Origin of the sequence: Bacteroides sp. 3_2_5, assembly GCF_000159855.2 — a bacterium.
Taxonomy (GTDB): Bacteria; Bacteroidota; Bacteroidia; order Bacteroidales; family Bacteroidaceae; genus Bacteroides; species Bacteroides fragilis.
The window spans coordinates 283,237-307,397 of sequence record NZ_JH636043.1 but is presented as its reverse complement, the minus strand read 5'-3'; the positions used below and the strand labels follow the sequence as shown (position 1 = coordinate 307,397).

The window sequence follows — 24,161 nt, the reverse complement described above, 5'->3', positions numbered from 1 at the left end:
GCGAAAACTCAACGTCTTCCGCCCCCCAAGATACCGTCTATTCTCTCCGGACACACCGTCTGCCGGAAGACTTGCCGATGATACCATAAAAAAAAGGGAGAAGCTGAAACTTCTCCCTTTTACCTCATATTAAATTGAATATATTGTATGTATCTTGTTTACAAAGATAGTACATCCCGAGTCCGAAAGCAAGTTTTTCGTCTGTTTTTCGGGCAGTTATATTGAATATCCTGCATTGCTTTCGTATGATCTCTGCGTGTTATGCCATCGACCATGCCTTGCGCGCCCCGAAGAAGGCAAGTACCAGGGCGGCGATATACAGGGATTTCGGGTCGAATCCTGTTGTGGCACTTTGCTGGACCATCGAGACAAATACTTCGCGCAGTGTACTGATGGTGGCTTGCAGACCTCCCAAAGTGAAGAACAAAATGACGCATACTACTGCGCAGGCTGCTCCCCATGCCTGAACCAGCCGGTGGTTCCGTCCCGGGAGGTTACGCATGACGCGGCGGCTGAATCCGTTGTCTTCTATTTCCTGTTTTTGCTCGCCGAAGAATTGCTTCAGGAGTTTATCATCTGTTTCCGTCATAACCGTTTTGTTTTAAGTAAATAGCTAATTTATCTTTAGCCCTTGAAAGGTGCGATTTGACCGTTCCTACCGGGCACCCCGTTATTCCCGCAATCTTGTCTATACTTACGTCTTCCATATAGAACAGAGTGATGCAGGTGCGTTCTATTTCTTTCAGCGTTCTGAGTGATTGGTAAACATCCATCTGTTCACCCACGTTTACTTGTTCGGTACTATTGGCAGCGTCTACCTCGCGGGCATCCAGGTCTGTTGTTTCCTTTCGGCTGCGAATATAATCATAAAATACGTTATAAGCAATTCTGTAAAGCCATGTTGAGAAACTTGAGAGATTTTTAAAGTTTGCAATGTTTGTGTAGGCTTTTATAAACGTATCTTGTGCCAAGTCGTCGCTCAGTTCGCTGTCGCCGCAGGTCAGGTTCAGAAAGAAGCGCCGTACAGGCGACTGATATTTCTGTACCAATTGGTCGAAGGCCCTGGTGTTTCTGAACACCACGACCTGTGCGACTAACGATATATCATTGAGCTGGCTCATTATTTTTGTTCATTCAAAGTTTCGTCTTTGTGTGTAGGGCGTGTGAAAGGGTCTTCCGGCCGTTCATGCTGTTGATTGCGTGAGATGATCCACTGTCCGATTCCGGTGAACATCACCAGCAATCCGATGCATCCTATGCTGAATTCGTCTGTGATGGCCCAGAGGAAGATGAACAGTCCGATTCCGGTACAGATGTTCTTGATACCTTTCGTCCGGTAGTCCTGCGGCAGAGTGTCTTTGAAGATACCTTCCGGCAGAGGTTGTCCGGTTGCCAGTGCCTGTTCCATCAGTCTGTACTTTGCTTTCCGGTTTTTATACCGGAAGTAGAAGGCGATGAATACGATAAAGAAGGGGAATCCGAATATCAGTATGATAACTACCAATCCTGTCAGTATGCCTCCGTTAATGGCCCCTTTGTCTATGTTGAACGGAAATTCATTGCCGAAGTCGAAACTGCTGCTTTGGTAGTCGGTGTCAACCGTACTGCTGTCCACTATGTCAGTGTATTCGGTCACGATGGTGGAGTCGGAAGAGTTCTTGTTGTCTTGGGTGATGGTTGGGTTCTGTGCCATTGCCAGCGAACAGAAAGTTACGGCTACCATCAAAGCGATAATGATACGTTTCATATTACTGTTGTTTTTTAATTGTTTTTGTTTATTTGTCTGTTAGACGTAGTTCATGCCACAGAAAGTTGCAAAGAGACGAAATATTTTTGATATTTGCAGGTATTAATACACAAAAGTGATGGAACTGCAGATCATACAGAGCAAGATTTACGGGATACGGGGACAGAAAGTGATGTTGGACTTTGATTTGGCCGGATTATATCAGGTGGAAACCCATGTCCTGAATCAGGCTGTAAAGAGGAACAGCAAACGATTTCCTACGGATTTTATGTTCCGGCTGAATACGGAAGAATGGGAAATCTTGAAGTCACAAATTGTGATATCAAGTTGGGGAGGTACCCGTAAACTTCCCTTTGCCTTTACCGAGCAAGGACTGGCCATGCTCTCCGGAGTGTTAAACAGTGATCGCCATCGAAGTGAATATTTCCATTATGCGAGCTTTTGTAGCTGTCCGCCAATTGGTCTCGGCTCTTCCGGTGAATGACATCACCAGGCTGCAAGATGAAATAAAAGAGTTAAAAGAATATGTAGAAGCGGCATTTGCCGATTACAATGATATTAATGAAGATACGAGGATGCAACTTGAATTAATTAATCAGGCAATTGCTGAATTGCAGGCCAAAGACAAACAGGCAGGCGGAAAAACTCGTAATCCGATCGGTTTTATATCTTATAATAAGGAAAAATGAAATTACCTATATCATTTATCGAATCGACCCGTGCGTTGATGGGAGATGAAGAGTATCAAGAATTGTCTGTTGCCTTGGAGCAAGAACCTCCTGCCAGTGTCCGGCTGAACAGTAAGTTTCCCGGTTTAGCTGCCTGTTCATCCATCTCAGGACGTATCCCCTGGGCGGCAGAAGGCTATTATCTGAACCAACGCCTGACGTTTACGTTCGATCCCCTTTTTCATGCCGGATGTTATTACGTGCAGGAAGCCTCGTCGATGTTTGTGGAACAGGTGCTCCGCCGTTACGTTACAACCCCTGTCAAGATGCTCGATCTCTGTGCCGCTCCCGGTGGAAAGTCGACCCATGCCCGCAGTGTATTGCCCGAAGGTAGTCTGCTGGTAGCCAATGAGGTGATTCGCAACCGTTCGCAGATACTGGCGGAAAATCTGACGAAATGGGGATATGCCGATGTTGTGGTTACCAATAACGATCCTTCTGATTTTTCCCGGATCGGTTCTTTTTTCGATGTCATACTGACGGATGTGCCTTGTTCGGGCGAGGGAATGTTCCGTAAAGATCCCGGTGCCATAGAAGAGTGGAGTCCCGAGAATGTAGAGATTTGCTGGCAGCGCCAACGCAGGATTATCACTGACATCTGGCCTTGCCTGAAGCCGGGAGGAATCCTGATATACAGTACTTGTACCTATAATACGCGCGAAGACGAAGAGAATATTACCTGGATCAGGCAGGAGTTCGGTGCTGAGCCGTTACCGCTTGCCGTTCCCGCGGAGTGGAACATTACCGGTAGCTTGCTTGTCGGGGTCGATGCACCTGTCTATCGTTTCTTGCCTCATAAGACTCAGGGAGAAGGTTTCTTTCTCGCCGCTCTTCGTAAGCCGGAAGAAGACAGGGAGGCGGATACAGATCTTTTTTCTCCGAAGAAAAAGAAATCGAAGGGGGACACTGCTGCTTCACCTGTATCTAAAGAAAATCTGGCTATTGCCAAAAGTTGGTTGGCGTCTTCCGACGAATATAATCTATTGGTGAACGGCACTGCGATTACTGCTTTTCCGGTGTACTACCAAAATGATCTGGCACTGCTTCGTCAGTCTCTCCGCATCGTCCAGGCCGGTACGGAAGTGGCTGAAGTAAAAGGCAAAGATCTGATTCCCGCACATGGACTTGCTATGAGTCGTCTGTTGAAAACGTCGGTTTTTTCAACCGAAGCATTGACTTACGAACAAGCCATCGCCTATCTGCGGAAAGAGGCTATCGTCCTTCCGCCTTCTGTTCCCAAAGGTTATGTACTGGTCACTTATAAAGAGATTCCTTTGGGATTTGTGAAGAACATCGGCAATCGCGCCAACAATCTTTATCCGCAGGAGTGGCGTATCCGAAGCGGATATCTGCCTGATGACATACGAACTCTGTGACAGTTAATTTATTATTCACACAAACAAACTTACTTATGAAAACAAACTTCTGTCGTTTTTTAATTGGGTTGGTTGCCTTTGTTGTCGGCATCCCGGTTATGGCCCAGACGGGACCGGATAAGGTGAAGCCTTTCAGCCATTTATCCGTTTCGCTGAATGCCGGAACACTGGGGGGAGGACTCCAGGTTGCTGCTCCGTTGAATGACTATCTGGGACTTCGTGCCGGATTCTCTTTACTGAAGTTCAAGTGTAATTACGATTATGACGGAATTCGTGATGATCAGTTGATTCAGGATGCCGGTACTCGTACCGGTTACAATCCGGATAAATACTATACCGTTCCTCTGAAAGCAAAAGCAAATATGACAAACGGCATGCTTTTGCTCGACTATTTTCCATTCAAGAGATCCGTCTTTCATGTGACCGCCGGACTGCTGTTCGGTACTTCATCCATCCTGAAAGTATCGGGACAGACAGACGAACGGATAGAGGTGGGAGATATCATTATCGAGCCGGGAGCGGACGGACGTGTGGAAGCAGCTTTGAAGACCAATGCCGTGAAACCTTATGTAGGTATTGGATTCGGACGTTCGGTAGCTCATTCACGCGTAGGGTTCAAGTTCGAATTGGGAGCTATGTTCCATGGTAATCCGAAGATTGAAGCCACTACCGGAAAGATTGTGGAAGAGGCGATCGATCAGGACCTGAGCCGTTTCAATAAGTTCCTGAAAAACTTTAAAGCTTATCCTGTGCTTAACTTCCAGTTATCATACCGGATATTTTAAATTCGTGCCCGCTCCGTGACGGAGCGGCTGACAGACACAAACTTAATTCTCAAAATAAAACACAAATGATTAGAACAATGATTGCGTCATGCCTGTTGGCATGCAGCGGGTTCGTATCCGCACAAATGACGGGTGGAAATCCCGAAGAGGTGAAACAAACTGCTCCGGCTCCTCTTTACAGAGATCCTGTTTATGACGGAGTAGCCGATCCGGTCGTAGTCTGGAATAAAGAAGACCGCAGTTGGTGGATGCTGTATACACAGCGCCGGGCCAATGTGAATGCCGGGAACGTAGCTTATTGCTATGGAAATGATATCGGTATCGCTTCCAGCCGTGACCATGGCAGGACGTGGGTTTATCGTGGAGTACTCGACCTCAATATGGAGAGAGGAAAGAACACTTTCTGGGCTCCGGAGGTGGTAAACTTCAATGGGGTATATCATTTGTTCGTATCTTATATCGAGGGGGTACGAACCGATTGGGGCGGACATGCGCGCATGGCTCACTATACAAGTAAGAACATGTGGGACTGGAAATTTGAAGGCTTTGTGAAGCTGTCATCCGATAAAACGATCGATGCGACTTTCTTCCGGATGCCCGATGGAAAATGGCGTGCCTGGTATAAAGATGAAACCCGTAATGCGGCTATCATGACGGCAGAAAGTGATGATCTGTTCCACTGGACGCTGAATGATACACCGGTGATTGACCAGAGTCGCCAGGAAGGGCCTAAGGTATTCCGTTTCGGAGGTTATTACTGGATGCTTACCGACGAATGGCACGGCATGCGTGTGTATCGTTCAAAAGATGCCACCACATGGGAGAAGCAGGGAGTGATTCTAGATAAACCCGGTACCCGTCCCGAAGATACGCCGAGCGGTGCGCATGGTGATGTGGTTGTGGTAGGAGATAAGGCTTATGTTATCTATTTTACCCATCCCGGGCGTAAGGCACATTCCGAAGAGACCAAAGATGAAGACGGTAACATCCCTTATCATTTGCGCCGTTCGTCGGCACAGGTGGCAGAATTGTTGATAAAGGACGGGCAGTTGGTGGCAGACCGTTCGCCTGAGTTTAATTTCTATTTGCCCGATATGGAGGAATAACTAACAATGAACGGGCAAGAGCTATAACCGGGTGTGCCATAATTCACCACAGATTACCCAGATTAACACAGAATGAAATTAATCAACAGATAATCAGAGATATTTATCTGTGTTAATCCGTGTAATCTGTGGTGAATACAATTTTTGGCACATTCCTCCTTCTCTACAGTTTATTCTTATATATCTTTGCCATTGCCTTCTGGTACTGATTCTCCAGTTGCAGATAGTTCTGTTTGCTCTGATAGACTACCGATACTTCTACAAAGTATTCTATCATACTGATTTGTCCGCCCGTCAATGCTTGTTTCAGCAGGGATAAGTCCTGTTGCGCCTGAAAAGTCTTCTCGTATTCTTCCATTGAAGTACGCAAGGTATGGGCTTCACGATAGAGCTGGGTCAGTTCCGATTCTACCTGTACCGAAGTATTAGCCCTTTGCAGGTCGACATTGAGCGACTGGGCTTTAGCTATCTTTACTTTATTGCGATTCTCGAATAGTGGGAACGAGAACCCTACTACAACTCCGTTGAACGGCTCGCCCGATTCAGTGTTACGACGGTAACCCAGTTCCAGCTTGGGTAGCCATTGCGACTTGTTGACCGCAATCTGTTTGCGGGCAGCGGCACTTTCGCTGTTGAGTGCCTGGAGGGTATAGTCCGATGCCAGGACTTCAGTTTTCAGTTCTTCGTAGTTGGAAGGGAAGATGACAGCCGGATAGTCAGCATCTTCAAACACGACCGGTATGTTTCCGTTCAGTGCAGTCAGTTCCTGAATCTTATTGCGTAAAGCAGTTTCGTTTAGTGACGCTTCTGTCTTCACGTTCAGCAATTCCAGATTGATCTTATTGGTTTCGATTACATTGGCGTCTCCTGTTTGCAAACGCTTGGCGTACATGGCTGAGAGCTCTTCGGCGTTTCGCAGCCGTTCGGTCAGTATCTGCTGTTGCTTTCGTAGCATGATGATATCCAGGCACACATCTTTTGCCTGTAGCAGGATGCCCTGACGGAATACACTCTTCTGCCCGTCAAAAGCACCGGCTTTCAGCCGGTTCAGTTGATTGCGGGTAGCATACAGGCTCGGAAAATCAAAGCTCTGGGAGACTACAAGTTCTCCGATCGTATTATTCTTGTCTTTATTATTCCACAAATGGGCATACGAAAGAGTCGGATCAGGCAGATTGTTGTCTGTCCGGGTTTCCAGTTTTTGAGAGGCAATCAATTGCGCATTGGCTTGCAACTCTTTATTATTGGTTTCAATGTTGCGCAGCACCCCGTCTATACCGGTTTGCGCTTGCAGTCCGGATAGCGCGAAGAGGGTAGCGGCAAGTATGGTTATTCGTTTCATATAATTATTGAAGTTCTTATTATTTTCTTTTTCCGTTCATCATCAGGTAAACAATCGGGATAATGAATCCGTTCAGGAAAGTCGATGTGAGCAGACCGCCCAGAATCACTTTTGCCATCGGACTCTGAATCTCGTTACCGGGCAGGCTTCCGCTCAATGCCAGCGGTATCAGTGCCAAGGCAGACGAAAGGGCTGTCATAACAATCGGGTTCAGACGGTCGAGTGATCCGCGGATTACGCTTTCGTATACTCCCAAACCTTCTACCTGTTGCAGGTGGTTGTAATGGCTGATAAGCAACATACCGTTACGGGTAGCGATACCAAACAACGAAATGAAACCGATGATGGCCGGAATACTGATTTCGCCGGTTGTGATCAGCAGGGCAAACACACCGCCGATCAGTGCCAGCGGCAGGTTTATCAGGATAACTGCCGATTCCTTCACGCTGCGGAATTCATGATACAGCAGCAGGAAGATCACTACGATGGACATGAAGGAGGTCAGTGCCAATGTACGGCTGGCTGCCTGTTCGCTTTCAAACTGACCACCATATTCGATATGATAACCTTCGGGGAGCTTGATTTGTTCGTCCACTTGCTTTTGGATGTCATTGACCACACTCCGCAAGTCGCGGTCGGCTACATTGGCGGAAATCACGATCTTACGTTTTACGTTTTCGCGATTGATGGTATTCGGCCCCATGGACGAGGCTACGTCGGCAATATAACTCAGGGGCACTTTTTTACCGTCTTGGGTGTCGACCATCAGGTTGCGTATCTTTTCGGCTTCGTCACGGAAGTTATTCTTTACTTTCACAATCAGGTCGAAACTCTTACCCTGTTCGTAAACCTGCGAAATCACCTCTCCGGCCAGTGCCACATTGATGTATTCCGAAAATTCCGGCAGGGTAATGCCGTATTTAGCCAACATTTCACGTTTGGGAGTGATTTTGAGCTGCGGGCGTTCAATCTGTTGTTCCACATTCAGGTCGGCAATGCCGGGGATATTGCCGATGGCTTCTTTTATCTGATTGCCCAGTGAGAACATTTTATTCAGGTCGTCACCAAACAGTTTGATGGCGATATTGGCTTTGGTACCGCTGAGCATAGCATCGATACGGTGGCTGATCGGTTGTCCGATCTCGATGTTTGCTCCGGTGATAGTACCCAGTTTTTCGCGTACGTCTGCCATCAGTTCGTTGCGCGAACGATCTTTCAGTTCAAACGGTGCCTCTATTTCCGAGACGTTGACTCCCAAAGCATGCTCGTCCAGTTCGGCACGTCCGGTTTTGCGGGCCACTGTCTGTATCTCGGGGATAGAGAGCAGAAGTTCCTCGGCACGGTGTCCCATCTTATCGCTCTCTTCGAGTGAGATGCCCGGCAGCGAACTGATGTTGATGGTGAATGAACCTTCATTGAATGGAGGGAGGAACGAGCGTCCCAACGTGAAGAAGAATCCCAGGGTAATGATGAACAGTCCGATGGTGCTTCCCAAGGTCAGGCGTTTATGAATTAACACCCAAGTCAGTGCTTTTTCGTATACCCCTTTCATCCAGCGGGCTACGAATGCTTCTTTCGGAAGCTTATCACCTTTTTCTTTGCCCAGCAGGTAGGAGCAAAGTACCGGGGTCAGGGTCAATGCCACTATCGTCGAGGCAAATAATGCTACGATGAAGGCAATGCCCAGCGGAACCAGCATGCGTCCTTCCATACCGGAAAGGAAAAAGAGAGGTACGAAACTGACCACAATGATCAGTGTAGAGTTCAGGATAGGCATACGGACCTCTTTGGAGGCGTTGAATACCACCTGGATGACCGAAAGACGTTCATTCTCCGGGAGGAGACGGTTTTCACGCAGGCGCTTGTATACGTTTTCTACATCGACAATGGCATCGTCTACCAGCGAACCGATGGCGATGGCCATACCTCCCAGACTCATGGTATTGATAGTCAGTCCCATGAAATGTAGAGTCAGGATGGATACCAGCAGTGAGAGCGGCAGGGTCACCAGCGAAATAATCGTGGTTCGCACGTTGGCAAGGAACAGGAATAAGACGATGACTACAAAGATACCGCCTTCAAAAAGGGACTTCTTTACATTGCTGATGGAACTGTCGATGAAACGGCTTTGACGGAAGATATCGGTAGATACCTTTACATCCGGTGGAAGATTCTTCCGGAGGTCTTGCAACGAAGCTTCCAGTTTGTCGGTCAGCTCCAGAGTACTGGTGGCGGGCTGTTTGGTGACGGTCATCAGTACGGCAGGTTTCCCTCTTTCCGAAGCCGTTCCCAGTTTGGGGGCTTTCGGTCCGATCCGGACATCAGCGATATCCTCCAGCAGTACAGGTACGCTGTCGATACTCTTTACTACCGCTTTACCCAGTTGTTCTATGTTTGCGGTGGAGAGTACACCACGCACAATGTATTCGTTACCATATTCATAAAGTACACCTCCGTTGGCATTCAGGTTCATGCCGCGGGTGACGGTCATCACCTCATTCATAGATACGCCATAATGACGCATACGTTCCGGATCGAGTTGAATCTGATATTCTTTTAACTCTCCTCCCAATACAGCTACCTGTGCTACACCTCCGGTAGAGAGCAGGCGCGGACGTATGGTCCAGTCGGCAATGGTACGCAGGTCGAGCATGGAGGTCGAGTCGGCGGTTAATCCGATAATCAGGACTTCGCCCAGAATGGAGGATTGGGGACCCAGTGTCGGTTTGCCTACATTTGAAGGCAGTTCTTCACCTACGATGGCCAGCTTTTCGCTTACAATCTGGCGGGCGAGGTATATATCGGTTCCCCAGTCGAATTCTACCCATACGACAGAGAATCCGTTCGTGGAAGATGAACGTACCCGGCGCACACCGGTGGCACCGTTTACGGCTGTTTCAACGGGGAAAGTCACGAGTTGTTCCACCTCTTCGGCTGCCATTCCGTTGGCTTCGGTCATGATGACCACCGTCGGTGCATTCAGGTCGGGGAACACGTCTACTTCGGTATGCATGGCGGTATAAGTTCCGCCAATCAGTAACAGTACCGAGGCTACAAGTACCAAGATACGGTTCTGAAGTGAGAAATGTATGATTTTATTTAGCATATTCTTTTTTCGTTAGTTGTTATGCACCACATCGAAACCAGGCTGTGGCGCCTTGTCGTTAGTGTTCGTGGCTGTGTGCAGGTATTGCGTTACTTGCCGAAGCCAGTTTCACCTGGTAGGCCCCTTGGGTCACTACCCGGTCACCGGCCTTGATACCCGAAAGTACCTGTACGCTCTTGCCGTTGTCGGCTCCGAGGGTGACTTCCTGCTTTTTATACCCTTCTTCATCCAGTTGCAGGTATGCGAAGAAAAGCCCCTGTTCTTCGGTCAGCGCCGTGCGGGGAAGCGACAGTACGTTCTCCATGGGAGACGACAACAAATATACTTCAACGAACGAGCCCGGGATGATGTCTCCTTTATTATCAAATTCGAAAGTGACCGGTACATAGAACGAATTTTCTCCTGCCGATTTACCGAATGACAAAAGACGGCCGTTCAGTTCTTTCAGTTCGTATACCTTATTGTCATAAGGAGTTTTGAAATTGGCCGAACCGATGGTGCGCAGAGACGGATAGTATTTTTCCGAAACTTCGGCACGCAAGAAGAGGCGACGGTTTTGAGTGATGCTGACCAATGGCTGGCCGATGGTTACGTAATCACCTTCTTTCACCAGGATGTTTTTTACAAATCCTGAGATGGGAGAGGTTACGGCCTGTCCTCCTGCCGAATGATTCTTGGCAAGGGCCTCATAGCTGATCCGGGCATTTTCGTAATTCTGTTCGGCTTGTGCGAATTCCTTGTCGGATACGATTTTGTTCTTTACCAGCGCTTGCATACGTTCATATTCCTTTCTGGATATATCGTAAGCGATACGGGCGCGTTGTACGGGATCACCATCGGCAATGTTACTGGATGAAATGGTCACCAGTGCAGTACCTTTGCCTACACTCATGCCTTCGGTCACTTTACCGCGAAAGCTGACTACTCCTGCTACGGTGGCTACTGCTACGGATTCGTCACCTTGTGCGGCCAGTACTTGTCCGCTTGTTTTTATCACTTGTTCAAATACTTCCGGTTCTATAATACTTGTTTTCACTCCGGCTGCTTCTGCTTTGGCTTTCGGCAGAATGATTTCGTCACTGTGACCGGTAGCCGGTTCACTGCTCCGGCTGTGTTCGTCACCTTCGTGATCATGTCCTTCATGGTCTTCGCCTTCGTGTTCATGGTCGTGTGCTTCTGTTCCATGGTCGTGGCCTTCGTGGTTGCCACCCGATTTACTGTTGCAGGAACCCAAGATAAACAATCCGAGGATTCCCATAAAGATAAGTTTCTTCATGATGATATAAATTCTTTACTTTTAATGATTCGGAAAAGTGAGCTTCTGTAGGTTTCAAACCCAAAGACCTTTGGCTTAAACCCAAGGCGTCGTTGGTTTTAAAGGAACTTCCCGTTGGTTTTAAACCAACCGTCCGGATATTCCTAACCTTACGAAATGTGGCTTAGAAGCCTATACAACAGGGTATGGAGGGGCACGAAGGCCAAATGCACGGTTGACAGCCGTACCGTGGAGAGACTCCCGGTATGCGTAATAATTCTTAATACGTCGCTCCTGGGGCCTGAATAAATTCTCTATGATAAAGTCCGTAAATAAGATGGCAGTAAATAGGTAATGAGGATTATTGTCTGCCTGTACGGAAGGGGTTGGTGAGTTGAGGCGTGTCATACATCCGTCATTGCAGCACGAATCGTTGCCTGGATGATGATAATGTTTAGGACACTGGGGTTCCGGTGTCAAGTCGTTCTTCATGCAAATCACGCCATCGGCATGATGATGATGGGGGATAACAGGTACGACCAGCATGATCATGCTGATGAAAAGGAGAAAAGAGACTATGTACCGTTTATTCCTCATTCTTAATTTAGATTATTGCGAGGCAAAGATAGTCTATCATTGGATAAAAAACAAACAGTGTTACTTAAAAAACAAAAAGACAGATGCGTCGTACTTTTTACCACGGAGTATCACAGAGCCTTTTTTTGTTAATGATCAACGACCGAAAATCGACTCCATGTTACTCTGTGTCCTCTGTGGTGAGTTTCGACATACCTGTCTTAAATGAAATGTCGGAAACGTTTGTTATTTTTTGCCTCCTTTGTCTTTGGTACATTTGCTGTCTTTGCATCCGGCTTTAGCCTTGCAATCAGCTTTGTGTTTACATCCGTCAGTTGTTTTCTTATCTGCTTCTTTCTTGCAACATGCTTTTTCTTCCTTTTTACAGCATGCTTTGCTGTCTTTTTTGTCACATTGCTCTTTCTTGACTTCTTTCTTTTTTACGTCCTGAGCTTGGGCAGTAGTAGTGCCTGCCATGCACATTGCTGCGATAAAAGCAGCACAGAAAACTAATTTCTTCATACGGTTTCTTTTTTAATTGATTAAATGGGTTTTGTACTTCTCTGTTTTACTTAACAGGTAAAAGTTGCCGTATGTTAGTTATCGAATATTAAATTTACGGGAATAAGATCCGGAGATATCATTTCTCCAATTCACGTAACGAATCCATTTTCTTTTTATCAAGGAATTCATAGATACCGCATAAATGTTCGGTCACCTTTTGGTTTCCGAATTCGTATACCTTGGTCACCAGTCCGTCCAGGAAGTCACGGTCGTGTGATACTACGATCAGTGTACCGTCGAAATCTTTCAATGCCTGTTTCAGGATATCTTTGGTTTTCAGGTCAAGGTGATTGGTCGGTTCGTCAAGAATCAGCAGATTCACAGGTTCCAGCAACAGTTTGATCATGGCCAGGCGGGTACGTTCACCTCCCGAGAGTACTTTTACTTTTTTCATCGACTCTTCCGGTCCGCCAAACATGAACGCTCCCAGCAGGTCGCGTATTTTATTACGTATTTCGCCTTTGGCTACATCATCGATTGTCTGGAATACAGTCAGGTTTTCATCCAGAAGCGATGCCTGATTCTGGGCAAAGTATCCTATCTGTACGTTGTGCCCTAAAGTCAGTGTTCCGTCATGCTCTATTTCGTTCATGATGCATTTCACCAGTGTCGATTTACCTTCACCGTTTTTGCCGACAAATGCCACCTTATCACCGCGTTCTACTGTCAGAGTGGCGTTGCGGAAGACAATTTTATCACCATAGCTCTTGCCTACACCATCCATAATGACGGGATAGTTGCCCGAACGGGGTGAAGGCGGGAACTTCAGACGCAATGCCGATGTGTCTTCTTCGTCCACTTCCAGTATTTCCAGTTTTTCGAGCATCTTTACCCGGCTTTGCACTTGGAGTGTTTTTGAATAGGTACCTTTGAAACGTTCGATGAAATCTTTGGTTTCAGCAATGAATTTCTGCTGTTCTTCGTAGGCTTTCTGTTGCTGTTCACGACGTTCTTTGCGTAATTCCAGATATTTGGAGTAGTTCACTTTGTAATCGTAAATGCGTCCCATAGTCACCTCGATGGTACGGGTAGTGATGTTATCTACGAATTTGCGGTCGTGACTGATGACGATTACTGCCTTTCCGTTATTGATCAGGAAGTCTTCCAACCATTGAATAGACTCGATGTCCAGGTGGTTGGTCGGTTCATCCAATAAAAGCACATCCGGCTTTTGCAATAAAAGTTTAGCCAGCTCGATACGCATCCGCCATCCACCGCTGAAGTCACTGGTCTGGCGGTGGAAATCTTCGCGCATGAAGCCTAATCCGAGAAGTGCCTTTTCTACGTCCTCTTCGTAGTTGGTGGCGTCGATGGCATAAAACTTTTCGCTGAGAGTCGACACGTTCTCTATCAGTTCCATGTAGCTGTCGCTCTCATAGTCTGTGCGTGTCTCCAGCTCTTTGTTCATGCGTTCTATCTCAGCTTCCATTTCGTGCAGATGGGCAAAGGCCTGGGCAGTCTCCTCAAAAACCGTTCGCCCGTCTTCTGTCATCAAATGTTGGGGCAGATAGGCTATGACGCACTCTTTGGGAGCAGATATCCTGCCACGGGTAGGCTGACGTACGCCTGCCAGAATCTTGAGTAGGGTACTCTTACCTGCACCGTTCTTTCCCATAAGCGCGATGCGGTCTTTTTCGTTAATAACAAATGAAATATCGCTAAATAATGTGGTTCCGCCGAATTCCACGGCCAGTCCGTCTACTGAAATCATATCGCTTCTTTAAATTTTAGCCGCAAAGATAATCAAATCTATGATTTTTTTTATACCTTGCGGGCTGAATCGAATAAGATGAAATAAAAAGCAAACCTATTATATAAAATGGATATTGAAGAAATTAAAGATTTTCGTCCCCTTATTCTTGTGGCCGAAGATGATGATAGCAATTTCAAATTGATTAAAGCTATTATCGGTAAGAAATGTGACATTCTGTGGGCGAAGAACGGTGAAGAAATGTTGAACTTATACCGTGAACACACTCAAGATGCACATGCTATCCTTATGGATATTAAAATGCCGATTATGAACGGATTGGAAGCAACCCGGATTATTCGTGAAGAAGGAGCTTCCCTCCCTATTATTATGCAGACTGCTTATGCTTTCAGCTCAGACCGGGAGAATGCCATGCAAGCCGGTGCATCCGAAGTATTGGTGAAGCCCATTACGGTAAGTGCACTTCGAGGTTGTTTAAGCAGCTATTTTCCGGAGATCAAGTGGTGAGGTGACGTTGATTAAAATAGATGTCAAAACTCATATTCACCACAGATTACAGGGATTTACACAAAAACGATTTTTAATCTGCTGGTAACCCATAATATTTATCTGTGTAAATCCCTGTAATCTGTGGTGAGTTATGAAATACCTTCCTATTTTAAAGGGGATTATTAAATATCTGTTTCTATCTGGAATTTACGGCTTACTTTCATCAGGTTGATCGTATAAGTTACTACGTTTTGTGCTTCCTGGATCATGGTCAGATAAACCATACTTACTTTAATACTTCCGGTCTGGCTCTGGATACGCTGTAGTTCCTGGCGTTTCAGGTGTGATAGCTGTGAGTTCAGATCATTGGCCCGGTGCAGATCTTCTTCAAGATTGCTGTAATTGTTGCCTTCCAGTTTTTGGCGGCATTGCTGGATCAGATAGGTGATATCTTCGGCTACATCTCCAAATTCACCTTTTTGGATAGCATCCAGCGGATTGAAATTGTTGTCAATGTGTTCCAGACAGGGTTCGCACAGGCGGCTGATACTGTATACCAGTTCACTTGCAAAGTCATTTCCCTGATAATAATAAAGTCCTTTTTCAAGTACGGTGTGATTATCCAATTTGCACATTGCTACGGTTCCGGTGCGCTTCATCTGCTTGATCAGTTGTTTTTCAAACTTGGTAGATCCCATTGCCCGGCGCAATCCGCGGAGGTTTTCGTGCAAGAATGAAGTCACGGTGAGCTCAAAGTTCTGTTCTGCATATTCCAGTACTTTACTCAACTCTTCGCGTGTATGCTTACGCATTAGCTCTAAAGCTTTGTGGCTGCTTGTGGCTTGCATCAATTGCTTCAAAGTTTCGTTTCCTTTCTCTTTCTCTTTTTTCTTTTTGTACATCAACTGGCTGCGGATCAGAGTGAATGCTGCCAGACCGATCAGGGCTATGATAGCTATGCTTCCTCCGAAGTGGATGACCATGGCAACAAAGAAACAGATGGTGAAGGCAGCTCCGGCAGTGATGAACCATCCGCCGATGACACTTAGTACACCGGTGATACGGTAAACGGCTGAATCACGTCCCCAGGCACGGTCGGCAAGTGAGGTACCCATGGCCACCATGAAAGTGACGTAGGTTGTAGAAAGAGGAAGTTTTAACGAAGTACCCACGGCGATCAACAGACCTGCCAATACCAGATTGACAGAAGCGCGAACCAAGTCGAATGCCGCACCGTCGGCAATGATGGCTTCGTCTTTACGGAAGCGGGTATCTATCCAGCGTTTGGCACTCGGCGGAGTAATGCGGGAAATACCGTTGGCCAGTGTGAGGCTGAAACGCACCAGTGTTCGGGCTATCGGTGTGCTTCCGAAGTTTTCTTCACCTTCATCCTGACGGGAGAGGTCTACCGAGGTCTTGATTACGGCATGTGCCTTTTTGGAAGTACACAAGGCGTATACCATGACGGCTCCGGCACCTATCAGGAAATACCACGGTGTTTTGGCTGACCCCATCAGAGAGGTCATCAGGAAACCGTCCGGTCCGACAGAAGTTCCGTTGGCGGTATAGTCTATGAACGAAGAATAACCGGCTAAAGGTACACCGATAAAGTTGACGAGGTCATTACCGGCAAATGCCAGTGCCAATGCAAATGTACCCAGCAGAACGACTACCTTGAATACATTTACTTTCAGCCAGTGTAATATCTGCATCAGGATGGTAGAGATGACAAAAAAACAACTTACCAGCATCATCGTGTTTTCTTGTACCCACTGCTTGTTCTCAGGAGTCATGAAAGAGCTGTCTTTCAATCCTTTTATCACCATGAAATAAACGATGGCAGTAGAAGCGATGCCACCGAATAGTGCAATGCTGTATTTTATATTGCTCTTGTAGTTAAATGTAAACACCATGCGTGCCAGCCATTGTACAAGCATACCGAAAAAGAAGGCAATGGCAACGGAGACAAAGATGGCCATGATGACAGACAAGGCTTTGTCGGTGTTGATAAGATCACCCAATCCCAGTGTATCACTGTTGTGCACTTTGATAAGTGCCAGGGCAAAAGTACCTCCCAAAAGTTCGAATACCATTGAAACAGTGGTCGAGGTAGGCATTCCCATAGAGTTGAATACATCGAGCAGAACGACGTCTGTCAGCATTACGGCAAGCAGGATGCACATGATTTCGGCGAAATAGAAATGTTCCGGTTGGTAGATGCCGTGTCTTGCGATGTCCATCATACCGTTTGATAAGGACGCTCCGATGAAGATACCGGCACCTGCAATGAACAATATTGTTTTAAAAGATGCCGCCTTTGCTCCGACAGCCGAATTGAGGAAATTTACCGCATCGTTACTTACACCGACCATCAAGTCGAATACGGCAAGTACGAATAGGAAGATAATAATACATAGATAAATTGTCTCCATAAATGTGTATGTTATTTCTGGCTGCAAAGGACGGATTTTCGTATTGCAGAGAAATGTCATACATGTTACAGAAATGTTTCATTCTTCTCTTTTAGGTAATTATAGAAGGTATACTGCGCTCTGACGGGCGCGGCATTTGTTTTGAATTTAAATATATTATTCAGTTTATCATCGACGAAGCAAGCCTTTTGATTGTCCGATAACTGGATATGAAGCATATCGACGATTTCTTCCCGTAATTCATTATCGAGAATGGGTACCACCGCTTCGATTCGTCGATATAAGTTACGACGCATCCAGTCCGGTGAACCCATATATACTTTGGGATGTCCGGCATTACCGAAATACCAGATGCGGGCATGTTCCAGAAAACTGTCCACAATACGGGTGACACGTATGTTACAACTATATTCTTGTCCGGGTATCAGGCAACAAATGCCTCGTACGATCAGATCTATTTTTACACCTTTTTGTGAGGCCTCGTAGAGCCGGTCTATCATTATCGGGTCTTGCAGGGCGTTCATCTTCAAGATGATTCTTCCGCCTCTTCCTTTTTCGGCCAGTTCTATTTCTTTGTCGATCAGCCTGTTCAGTTCGGGAATCAGGTTGAAACGTGCCACAAGCAACCGGGTGAATCGAGGATTCTCTTTGCCTCTGAGGGTACGGAACAGGTTTGTGAGGTCATGTACGATGACCGGATTGCTGGTAAACAGTCCGCAGTCTGCATACAGTGTAGCCGTCTTCTCGTTGAAGTTGCCGGTACTGATATAAGCGTAACTGTGAATCTTTTCACCGGTGAAGCTGCGACGGCGTATCAGAGCTACTTTGGCATGTACCTTCAGCCCCGGTATACTATAGATAATGTTGATACCGGCCGCTTTCATCATTTCGGCAGTGGCGAGGTTGTTCTCTTCATCGAAACGGGCTTTGAGTTCCACGAATACCGTGACTTTTTTACCGTTTTGTGCAGCAGCAATCAAGGTGTTGATGACAGCCGAGTTTTCTGCTACCCGATATTGGGTTACCATGATTTCACGGGTTTCGGGATTGTGCACTGCTTCGTAAAGGAAGTGGATAAAGTGGTCGAAAGAATGGTAAGGATAGTATAACAATAAATCTTTCTTTTCAACATAACTGAAAATGGATTCCTTGTCGTTCAGTCGATTCAGTTTCATTGGGATCGGTCTCTCAATCCGGGGAATGGAATGATTGGGGTTCGGCAAGTGACGCAGATCTTCCAGGTTAAGGTGTTTGTCTCCCGGTACCAACTCTTCGTGCCGGATTCGGAAAGCGTCTACCAGGAAGTTCAGAAAATCATCGGGCATGGCGCGGTCATAGACGAAACGGCATACGGCACCTATCTTGCGCTTTTTGATTTTTTTCTTTACTTGTTCCACCAGGTCGACACTGTTGATCGTGTCGTCTATCATAATATCGGCATCTCTCGATATTTTGATACAATAACTGCAATCTACTTCGTATCCGGGGAAAATGACGTCTATGTTCGCTTTGATAATATCTTCGATAAACATCAGATAATAATCTCTGCCATGCTTGGGTAATTCGATAAAGCGGGGCACTTTACTGTAGGGTAGTTTCATCACAAAATATTGCAGATGATCAGCATCTTCTTTGTTTGTACCTTTCAGGAACAGGCGAACTGCCAGGTAGAGCCGGTTGTCGCGCAGAAAAGAGATTACTTTGTCTTTGGATACCGGTACCGGTTGCAGGTAAGGGAATATCTCTTCCCGGAAAAAGTCTTTTACGAATTGTTGGTGGAAAGGCTCTACATTGCGGCTTTGATAGAAAATAACGTGATTTTTGCGTAATGCAGGTATGATCTTTTTTTCATAGATGTGGATACGATCCTCCAATTGTCGGTTCACTTCCCGGTTGATTTCTTCCAGCAGGTCCTTGGCCGATTGCAGGGATTCTTCCGTTCCATCTGTTACGCCAGAGGCTACAGCTTTGTGGTCGGCTACTCTGATTTTGTAGAACTCTTCCAGGTTGGAGGAATAAATAGAGATAAAATTGATACGTTCGTAGAGTGGGAGCCGGTCGTCGTCAGCTTCCAGAAGTACTCGGTAGTTGAATGATAGCCAACTAATATCTCTTTTGAAGTATTGGTATTTGTTTTCCATTTGCACGTAAGGTTTGCCCAAATATAGTTACCTTTGCAGAGATAAACAAAGAAAGTATGACAAAAGTTGGCTTATTGTCCGACACACACAGTTGGTGGGACGAAAAATATTTGCAATATTTCGAAACTTGTGATGAAATCTGGCATGCCGGAGATATTGGTTCAGTGGAGGTGGCACAGAAGTTGGCAGCTTTCCGTCCTTTCCGTGCTGTGTACGGTAATATTGATGGTCAGGAAATTCGCCGGATGTTTCCTCAAGTGAATCGTTTTACGGTGGACGGTGCCGAAGTTCTGATGAAGCACATCGGGGGGTATCCGGGAAATTATGATCCGTCCATCAAGGGAAGTCTATTGGTGCATCCACCCAAGTTGTTTATCAGCGGACACTCGCATATATTAAAGGTAAAGTATGATAAGACGCTGGATATGCTTCACATTAATCCCGGTGCTGCAGGGATGTCCGGATTTCATAAAGTACGTACCATGGTTCGTTTTGCCATAGATAATGGTGTGTTTAAGGATTTGGAAGTGATTGAACTGGCCGGCTAATAAATTTGTATTTTTATTTTGTCACGTCAGAATTCTTTCCGTTCTTTGTCACAGGTTTAGGGATACAAGCTATAAGCAACCCGTTATGAACAAGCGGATTTTGCATTGAGTTTATATATAATTTACTGTAGCTTGTGATTTGTAATCTGTAGCTCGTAACTTGTAACATTCAAAATATGAAAGGAATTATTCTTGCCGGCGGTAGTGCCACCCGACTCTATCCGTTGTCAAAGGCCATATCGAAGCAAATGATGCCGGTGTATGACAAGCCGATGATATACTATCCGCTTTCTACATTGATGCTTGCCGGAATACGGGAAGTGTTGGTTATTTCTACTCCTCGTGATCTGCCGTTGTTCCGTGAACTTCTGGGGAGCGGTGAAGAGTTTGGAATGTCCTTTTCATATCTGGTGCAGGAGCAGCCTAACGGACTTGCCCAGGCTTTTGTGCTGGGAGCCGATTTTCTGAATGGTGAACCGGGCTGTTTGATATTAGGAGATAATTTGTTTTACGGACAAGGTTTCTCAGCTATGCTTCGCCGGGCGGCTACCATTGAAAAGGGAGCTTGCATCTTTGGATATTATGTGAAGGACCCTCGCGCCTATGGCGTCGTGGAATTTGATGGAAGTGGAAAGGTTGTTTCGTTGGAAGAGAAGCCTGCTGTTCCCAAGAGCAATTATGCCGTCCCCGGACTTTATTTCTATGATGCTACGGTGACTGAAAAAGCGCTTGCTTTGGAGCCTTCTGCCCGGGGTGAATATGAAATAACTGATTTGAACAAGCTATATCTCGACGAAGGAACACTGAAAGTAGAACTCTTTGGCCGTGGCTTTGCCTGGTTGGATACGGGGAATTGCAACAGTTTGCTCGAAGCCTCTAATTTTGTGGCTACTATCCAGAATCGTCAGGGATTTTATGTCAGTTGTATTGAAGAGATAGCCTGGCGTAACGGATGGATTTCTTCTGCTCAGTTAAAAGCTTTGGGCGAGAAATTGGAAAAGACCGAATATGGTAAATATCTGATAGACTTAGCAAATTAATAAATCAATCATAAAGAATATGAAAACTTATCTTGTAACCGGTGCTGCCGGATTTATCGGTGCCAATTATCTGAAGTATATTCTGGCTAAACACAGTGATATCAAGGTGGTAGTGCTCGATGCACTGACTTATGCCGGAAATCTTGGAACGATTGCCAACGACATTGATAACGAACGTTGCTTTTTTGTGAAAGGTGACATTTGCGATCGTGAACTGGCCGACCGCCTTTTTGGTGAGTACAAGTTTGACTATGTAGTGAATTTTGCTGCTGAAAGCCATGTAGACCGTAGCATTGAGAATCCGCAACTTTTCTTGATGACCAATATTCTGGGAACACAAAACCTGTTGGATGCCGCACGTCGCGCATGGGTAACCGGTAAAGATGAATACGGATATCCTACCTGGCGTAAAGGGGTACGTTATCATCAGGTATCTACCGATGAGGTTTACGGTTCGCTTGGTGCCGAAGGCTATTTCCATGAAACGACTCCACTCTGTCCGCATAGCCCGTACAGTGCATCGAAAACCAGTGCCGATATGGTGGTAATGGCTTATCACGATACCTATAAGATGCCGGTGACTATCACTCGCTGTTCAAACAACTACGGTCCGTATCATTTTCCGGAGAAACTGATTCCGCTGATTATCAAGAATATTCTTGAAGGTAAGAAACTTCCTGTGTATGGAGACGGTAGCAATGTGCGCGACTGGCTGTACGTGGAAGATCATTGCAAGGCTATCGACCTGGTAGTTCGTGAAGGTGTGGAAGGAGAAGTATACAATGTGGGCGGACATAACGAGAAGACTAATCTTGAGATTGTAAAATTAACAATCGCAACGATTCATCGCCTGATGGCAGAACATCCCGAATATCGTGAGGTGTTGAAGAAAAAAGAGAAAAATGCCGATGGTGAAATTTCAATCGACTGGATAAACGAAGATTTAATTACGTTTGTCAAGGATCGTCTGGGGCATGACCAGCGCTACGCCATCGATCCGACAAAGATCACTAATGCCTTGGGTTGGTATCCCGAAACGAAATTTGAAGTCGGCATTGTGAAAACAATCGAATGGTATCTGAATAATCAGGAATGGGTGGAAGAAGTAACCAGTGGTGATTATCAGAAATATTACGAACGGATGTATAGTAAACGTTGACTTGCTAACCGTTTATAACAAGTCCTATTGACAATAGGATTCCCATTAACAGCATATTGCGTGAAGTTTCGCCCAATATGCTGTTTAATTTTTTGCCACTATGTATCTGTACCATTTTTTTCCAGGTCCGAATGTGGAAGAACAGGTAAAGTTGGGGTAAGAGAGTTGCGTATAGGTGCCCGTTGAATAGAAACCAGAAACAAAGCCAGGCAGCTGTAATGCCGAGCAGTAAATAAAAGTATCTGCCGAAGGATTCACCGAAACGGACTACAACGGTCTTTTTTCCGCTTTTTCGGTCGGCATCCCGATCCCGGTAATTGTTAACTACCAGTAATGTATCTACAATCAGTCCGCATACCAGTGATGCAACCGTGACGTTTGGTGTCCAATTGAGAGCCTGTACGTAATAAGTACCCCCTACCGGAACGAAGCCGAAGAATACAATGACCAATACGTCTCCCCATCCTTTATAGGATAATGGATAAGGTCCTGTGGTGTACAAGAAGGCGAACAATACACACAACGCACCTATAAGAATCAACTCCCATCCTGCATAAAACAGGAGAGTACACCCGATCAGGCAGGCCAGGCCTACCGTGATGAAGATACCTTGTTTCATCGCGGCTGCCGAAATCCAGCCTTGTGCACAGGCACGTTCCGGTCCGAGACGATCTTCGCGGTCGGTCCCTTTTAGAAAGTCAAATAAATCGTTGATGAAATTGGCGGCAACCTGCATCAGTCCGGCGAACAAACAGCAGATCAATGCCGGTATCCAATTGAATTTTCCGTCGGCAAAAGCCAATGCACAACCTATCATTACCGGAGTAATGGCACCTGCCAGTGTTTTGGGGCGGGCCGCAAGTATCCATGCCTGCAACGAGTTACGTTTCACTTCTTCCATTTTCTTTTTCTATCATCCGTTTTTGAGAGAACAAAGATAGGGCAAAAAACGTATATTTTTGCTTTTTTGTCTATCTTTGCGCTCCTGATATTAGAGAATATGAAGAAGATAATATACCTGTTGGCGGCACTTTTGTTGCTGCTTTCCTCTTGTAAATCGAAGAAGAATCTGGTTTCTCCGATTCCTCGTCCGGTATTGAATGTTGATTCTGTCCGTCCGGATAGCTCCGATGTAGTGGCCCGGCTGTTCTCGCCGGATACCTCCGAACTCAAAAAAATCTCAGTCAAGCGGAAGAGAGAAAAAACGCATGTTGCCTCTCCTGTTATAACGCGCTCTGCTCCTTCCATTGTAGGCCGGGGGACTCGTATTACCAGTTCTGCGGTGAGCGTATCTTCCGTTTATCCGGGTATCGACCGGGTGAAAAAGTACGAGTTCACCCATCGTGATGTGCCTGATGCTTTTGACGGTTTCCGTATTGCTTTTATTTCGGATTTACATTATAAGAGTCTTTTCAAGGAGAAAGGGCTGGAGAGTCTGGTGCGTTTGCTGAATGCCCAGCATGCCGATGTACTGTTGATGGGAGGTGACTACCAGGAGGGATGTCAGTACGTGCCCGAGCTCTTTGCGGCGTTGGCTAAAGTCAAAACTCCAATGGGGACTTATGGAGTGATGGGAAATAACGATTATGAACGTTGCCATGATGAAATTATCCGTGAGATGCAACGTTACGGCATGCGACCTCTTGAACATCAGATCGATACGTTGAGACGTGATGGAGCACAAATTATCTTGGCCGGTGTACGCAATCCGTTTGACCTTGCCAATAACGGAGTTTCGCCTACTTTGTCCCTTTCTCCGTCTGATTTCGTAATACTATTGGTACACACACCCGATTATGCCGAGGATGTGTCAGTCGCTAATTCTGATTTGGTCCTGGCAGGGCATACACATGGCGGGCAAGTCCGGATTTTGGGATATGCTCCCATTATTCCTTCACACTATGGCAGCCGTTTTCTGACAGGATTGAAGTATAACTCGGCTAAGATTCCGATGATTGTGACCAATGGAATCGGTACCTCAAATAAGAATATCCGTATCGGTGCACCTGCCGAGATTGTGATAATTACACTGCATCGTCTCCGGAATGAATAATTC

The 24,161-nt window shown here is 46.1% G+C and carries 20 protein-coding genes and 1 pseudogene; 9 read left to right on the top strand and 12 right to left on the bottom strand.

From position 1 onward, the window contains the following. Positions 1-259 precede the first annotated feature (259 nt). From BSHG_RS18690 to BSHG_RS18700, 3 genes are read right to left on the bottom strand one after another with little or no spacing between them, the layout of a single operon-like run. On the bottom strand, positions 260-589 hold the full coding sequence (locus BSHG_RS18690; protein ID WP_005790636.1) for a DUF5056 domain-containing protein: 330 nt from the start codon (positions 587-589) through the stop codon (positions 260-262). Further along, positions 573-1,121 carry an RNA polymerase sigma factor gene (locus BSHG_RS18695; protein ID WP_005790634.1) on the bottom strand — a complete coding sequence of 183 codons (549 nt, stop codon included), beginning with the start codon at positions 1,119-1,121 and terminating at the stop codon, positions 573-575. Before BSHG_RS18695 ends, BSHG_RS18690 begins: the two co-directional genes overlap by 17 nt. After that, positions 1,121-1,747, bottom strand: coding sequence for a DUF6249 domain-containing protein (locus BSHG_RS18700; protein WP_005790632.1), 627 nt, complete (start codon positions 1,745-1,747; stop codon positions 1,121-1,123). The genes BSHG_RS18695 and BSHG_RS18700 overlap by 1 nt, the downstream gene beginning before the upstream one ends. Before the next feature lie 118 nt (positions 1,748-1,865). Here BSHG_RS18700 and BSHG_RS21070 point away from each other — a divergent pair. The 4 genes and pseudogenes from BSHG_RS21070 (at position 1,866) to BSHG_RS18715 (ending at position 5,742) form a co-directional block, all read left to right on the top strand. After that, a pseudogene (locus BSHG_RS21070) lies at positions 1,866-2,436 on the top strand (ORF6N domain-containing protein). Beyond that, entirely contained in the window at positions 2,433-3,851 is a 1,419-nt protein-coding gene (locus tag BSHG_RS18705; RefSeq protein WP_008657465.1) for a methyltransferase RsmF C-terminal domain-like protein, read from the top strand. The pseudogene BSHG_RS21070 and the gene BSHG_RS18705 overlap by 4 nt, the downstream one beginning before the upstream one ends. A gap of 35 nt (positions 3,852-3,886) precedes the next feature. Next, complete coding sequence (locus tag BSHG_RS18710) at positions 3,887-4,636, top strand: hypothetical protein (RefSeq protein WP_008657464.1); 750 nt, start codon at positions 3,887-3,889, stop codon at positions 4,634-4,636. Positions 4,637-4,701: 65 nt separating this feature from the next. Continuing rightward, positions 4,702-5,742, top strand: coding sequence for a family 43 glycosylhydrolase (locus BSHG_RS18715; protein ID WP_005797938.1), 1,041 nt, complete (start codon positions 4,702-4,704; stop codon positions 5,740-5,742). Between the two features lie 163 nt (positions 5,743-5,905). Here BSHG_RS18715 and BSHG_RS18720 read toward each other — a convergent pair whose 3' ends face one another. The 6 genes from BSHG_RS18720 to BSHG_RS18740 all read right to left on the bottom strand — a co-directional run bounded on the left by BSHG_RS18720 (position 5,906) and on the right by BSHG_RS18740 (position 14,296). Further along, the gene (locus tag BSHG_RS18720; protein ID WP_005790620.1) at positions 5,906-7,084 is read right to left on the bottom strand and encodes a TolC family protein; all 1,179 of its coding nucleotides are present in this window, start codon (positions 7,082-7,084) and stop codon (positions 5,906-5,908) included. A gap of 19 nt (positions 7,085-7,103) precedes the next feature. Beyond that, entirely contained in the window at positions 7,104-10,190 is a 3,087-nt protein-coding gene (locus tag BSHG_RS18725) for an efflux RND transporter permease subunit (RefSeq protein WP_005790618.1), read from the bottom strand. 58 nt (positions 10,191-10,248) lie between these two features. Next, complete coding sequence (locus BSHG_RS18730; RefSeq protein ID WP_008657461.1) at positions 10,249-11,466, bottom strand: efflux RND transporter periplasmic adaptor subunit; 1,218 nt, start codon at positions 11,464-11,466, stop codon at positions 10,249-10,251. Between the two features lie 171 nt (positions 11,467-11,637). Continuing rightward, entirely contained in the window at positions 11,638-12,042 is a 405-nt protein-coding gene (locus tag BSHG_RS21065) for a DUF6769 family protein (RefSeq protein ID WP_008657459.1), read from the bottom strand. Positions 12,043-12,267: 225 nt separating this feature from the next. Continuing rightward, the gene (locus BSHG_RS18735; protein ID WP_005817374.1) at positions 12,268-12,543 is read right to left on the bottom strand and encodes a hypothetical protein; all 276 of its coding nucleotides are present in this window, start codon (positions 12,541-12,543) and stop codon (positions 12,268-12,270) included. A 118-nt stretch (positions 12,544-12,661) separates the two neighbouring features. Next, a complete protein-coding gene (locus tag BSHG_RS18740; protein ID WP_008657453.1) occupies positions 12,662-14,296 on the bottom strand; it encodes an ABC-F family ATP-binding cassette domain-containing protein in 1,635 nt (544 codons plus the stop codon). A 108-nt stretch (positions 14,297-14,404) separates the two neighbouring features. Between BSHG_RS18740 and BSHG_RS18745 the strand changes: the two genes are divergently transcribed. Continuing rightward, positions 14,405-14,803, top strand: coding sequence for a response regulator (locus BSHG_RS18745; protein WP_005790608.1), 399 nt, complete (start codon positions 14,405-14,407; stop codon positions 14,801-14,803). A 164-nt stretch (positions 14,804-14,967) separates the two neighbouring features. On the opposite strand, the gene BSHG_RS18750 is transcribed toward BSHG_RS18745, so the two are convergent. Then, a complete protein-coding gene (locus tag BSHG_RS18750; protein ID WP_032497324.1) occupies positions 14,968-17,217 on the bottom strand; it encodes an inorganic phosphate transporter in 2,250 nt (749 codons plus the stop codon). A gap of 65 nt (positions 17,218-17,282) precedes the next feature. Next, positions 17,283-19,358, bottom strand: coding sequence for an RNA degradosome polyphosphate kinase (locus BSHG_RS18755; RefSeq protein WP_008657449.1), 2,076 nt, complete (start codon positions 19,356-19,358; stop codon positions 17,283-17,285). Between the two features lie 56 nt (positions 19,359-19,414). On the opposite strand from BSHG_RS18755, the gene BSHG_RS18760 reads away from it, so the two are divergent. The 3 genes from BSHG_RS18760 to rfbB all read left to right on the top strand — a co-directional run bounded on the left by BSHG_RS18760 (position 19,415) and on the right by rfbB (position 22,105). Next, positions 19,415-19,906, top strand: coding sequence for a metallophosphoesterase family protein (locus BSHG_RS18760; RefSeq protein WP_005790604.1), 492 nt, complete (start codon positions 19,415-19,417; stop codon positions 19,904-19,906). 176 nt (positions 19,907-20,082) lie between these two features. After that, the gene (rfbA, locus tag BSHG_RS18765) at positions 20,083-20,946 is read left to right on the top strand and encodes a glucose-1-phosphate thymidylyltransferase RfbA (protein ID WP_005790602.1); all 864 of its coding nucleotides are present in this window, start codon (positions 20,083-20,085) and stop codon (positions 20,944-20,946) included. A 19-nt stretch (positions 20,947-20,965) separates the two neighbouring features. Beyond that, positions 20,966-22,105 (top strand): dTDP-glucose 4,6-dehydratase, encoded by a 1,140-nt coding sequence (gene rfbB, locus BSHG_RS18770; protein WP_005790599.1) that lies wholly within the window; start codon positions 20,966-20,968, stop codon positions 22,103-22,105. A 4-nt stretch (positions 22,106-22,109) separates the two neighbouring features. On the opposite strand, the gene BSHG_RS18775 is transcribed toward rfbB, so the two are convergent. Next, positions 22,110-23,006: a 1,4-dihydroxy-2-naphthoate polyprenyltransferase gene (locus BSHG_RS18775; RefSeq protein WP_005797932.1), complete on the bottom strand. Its 897-nt coding sequence runs from the start codon at positions 23,004-23,006 to the stop codon at positions 22,110-22,112. Between the two features lie 99 nt (positions 23,007-23,105). Here BSHG_RS18775 and BSHG_RS18780 point away from each other — a divergent pair, with 99 nt between their 5' ends. After that, positions 23,106-24,158 carry a metallophosphoesterase gene (locus BSHG_RS18780; protein ID WP_008657446.1) on the top strand — a complete coding sequence of 351 codons (1,053 nt, stop codon included), beginning with the start codon at positions 23,106-23,108 and terminating at the stop codon, positions 24,156-24,158. Positions 24,159-24,161 lie beyond the last annotated feature (3 nt).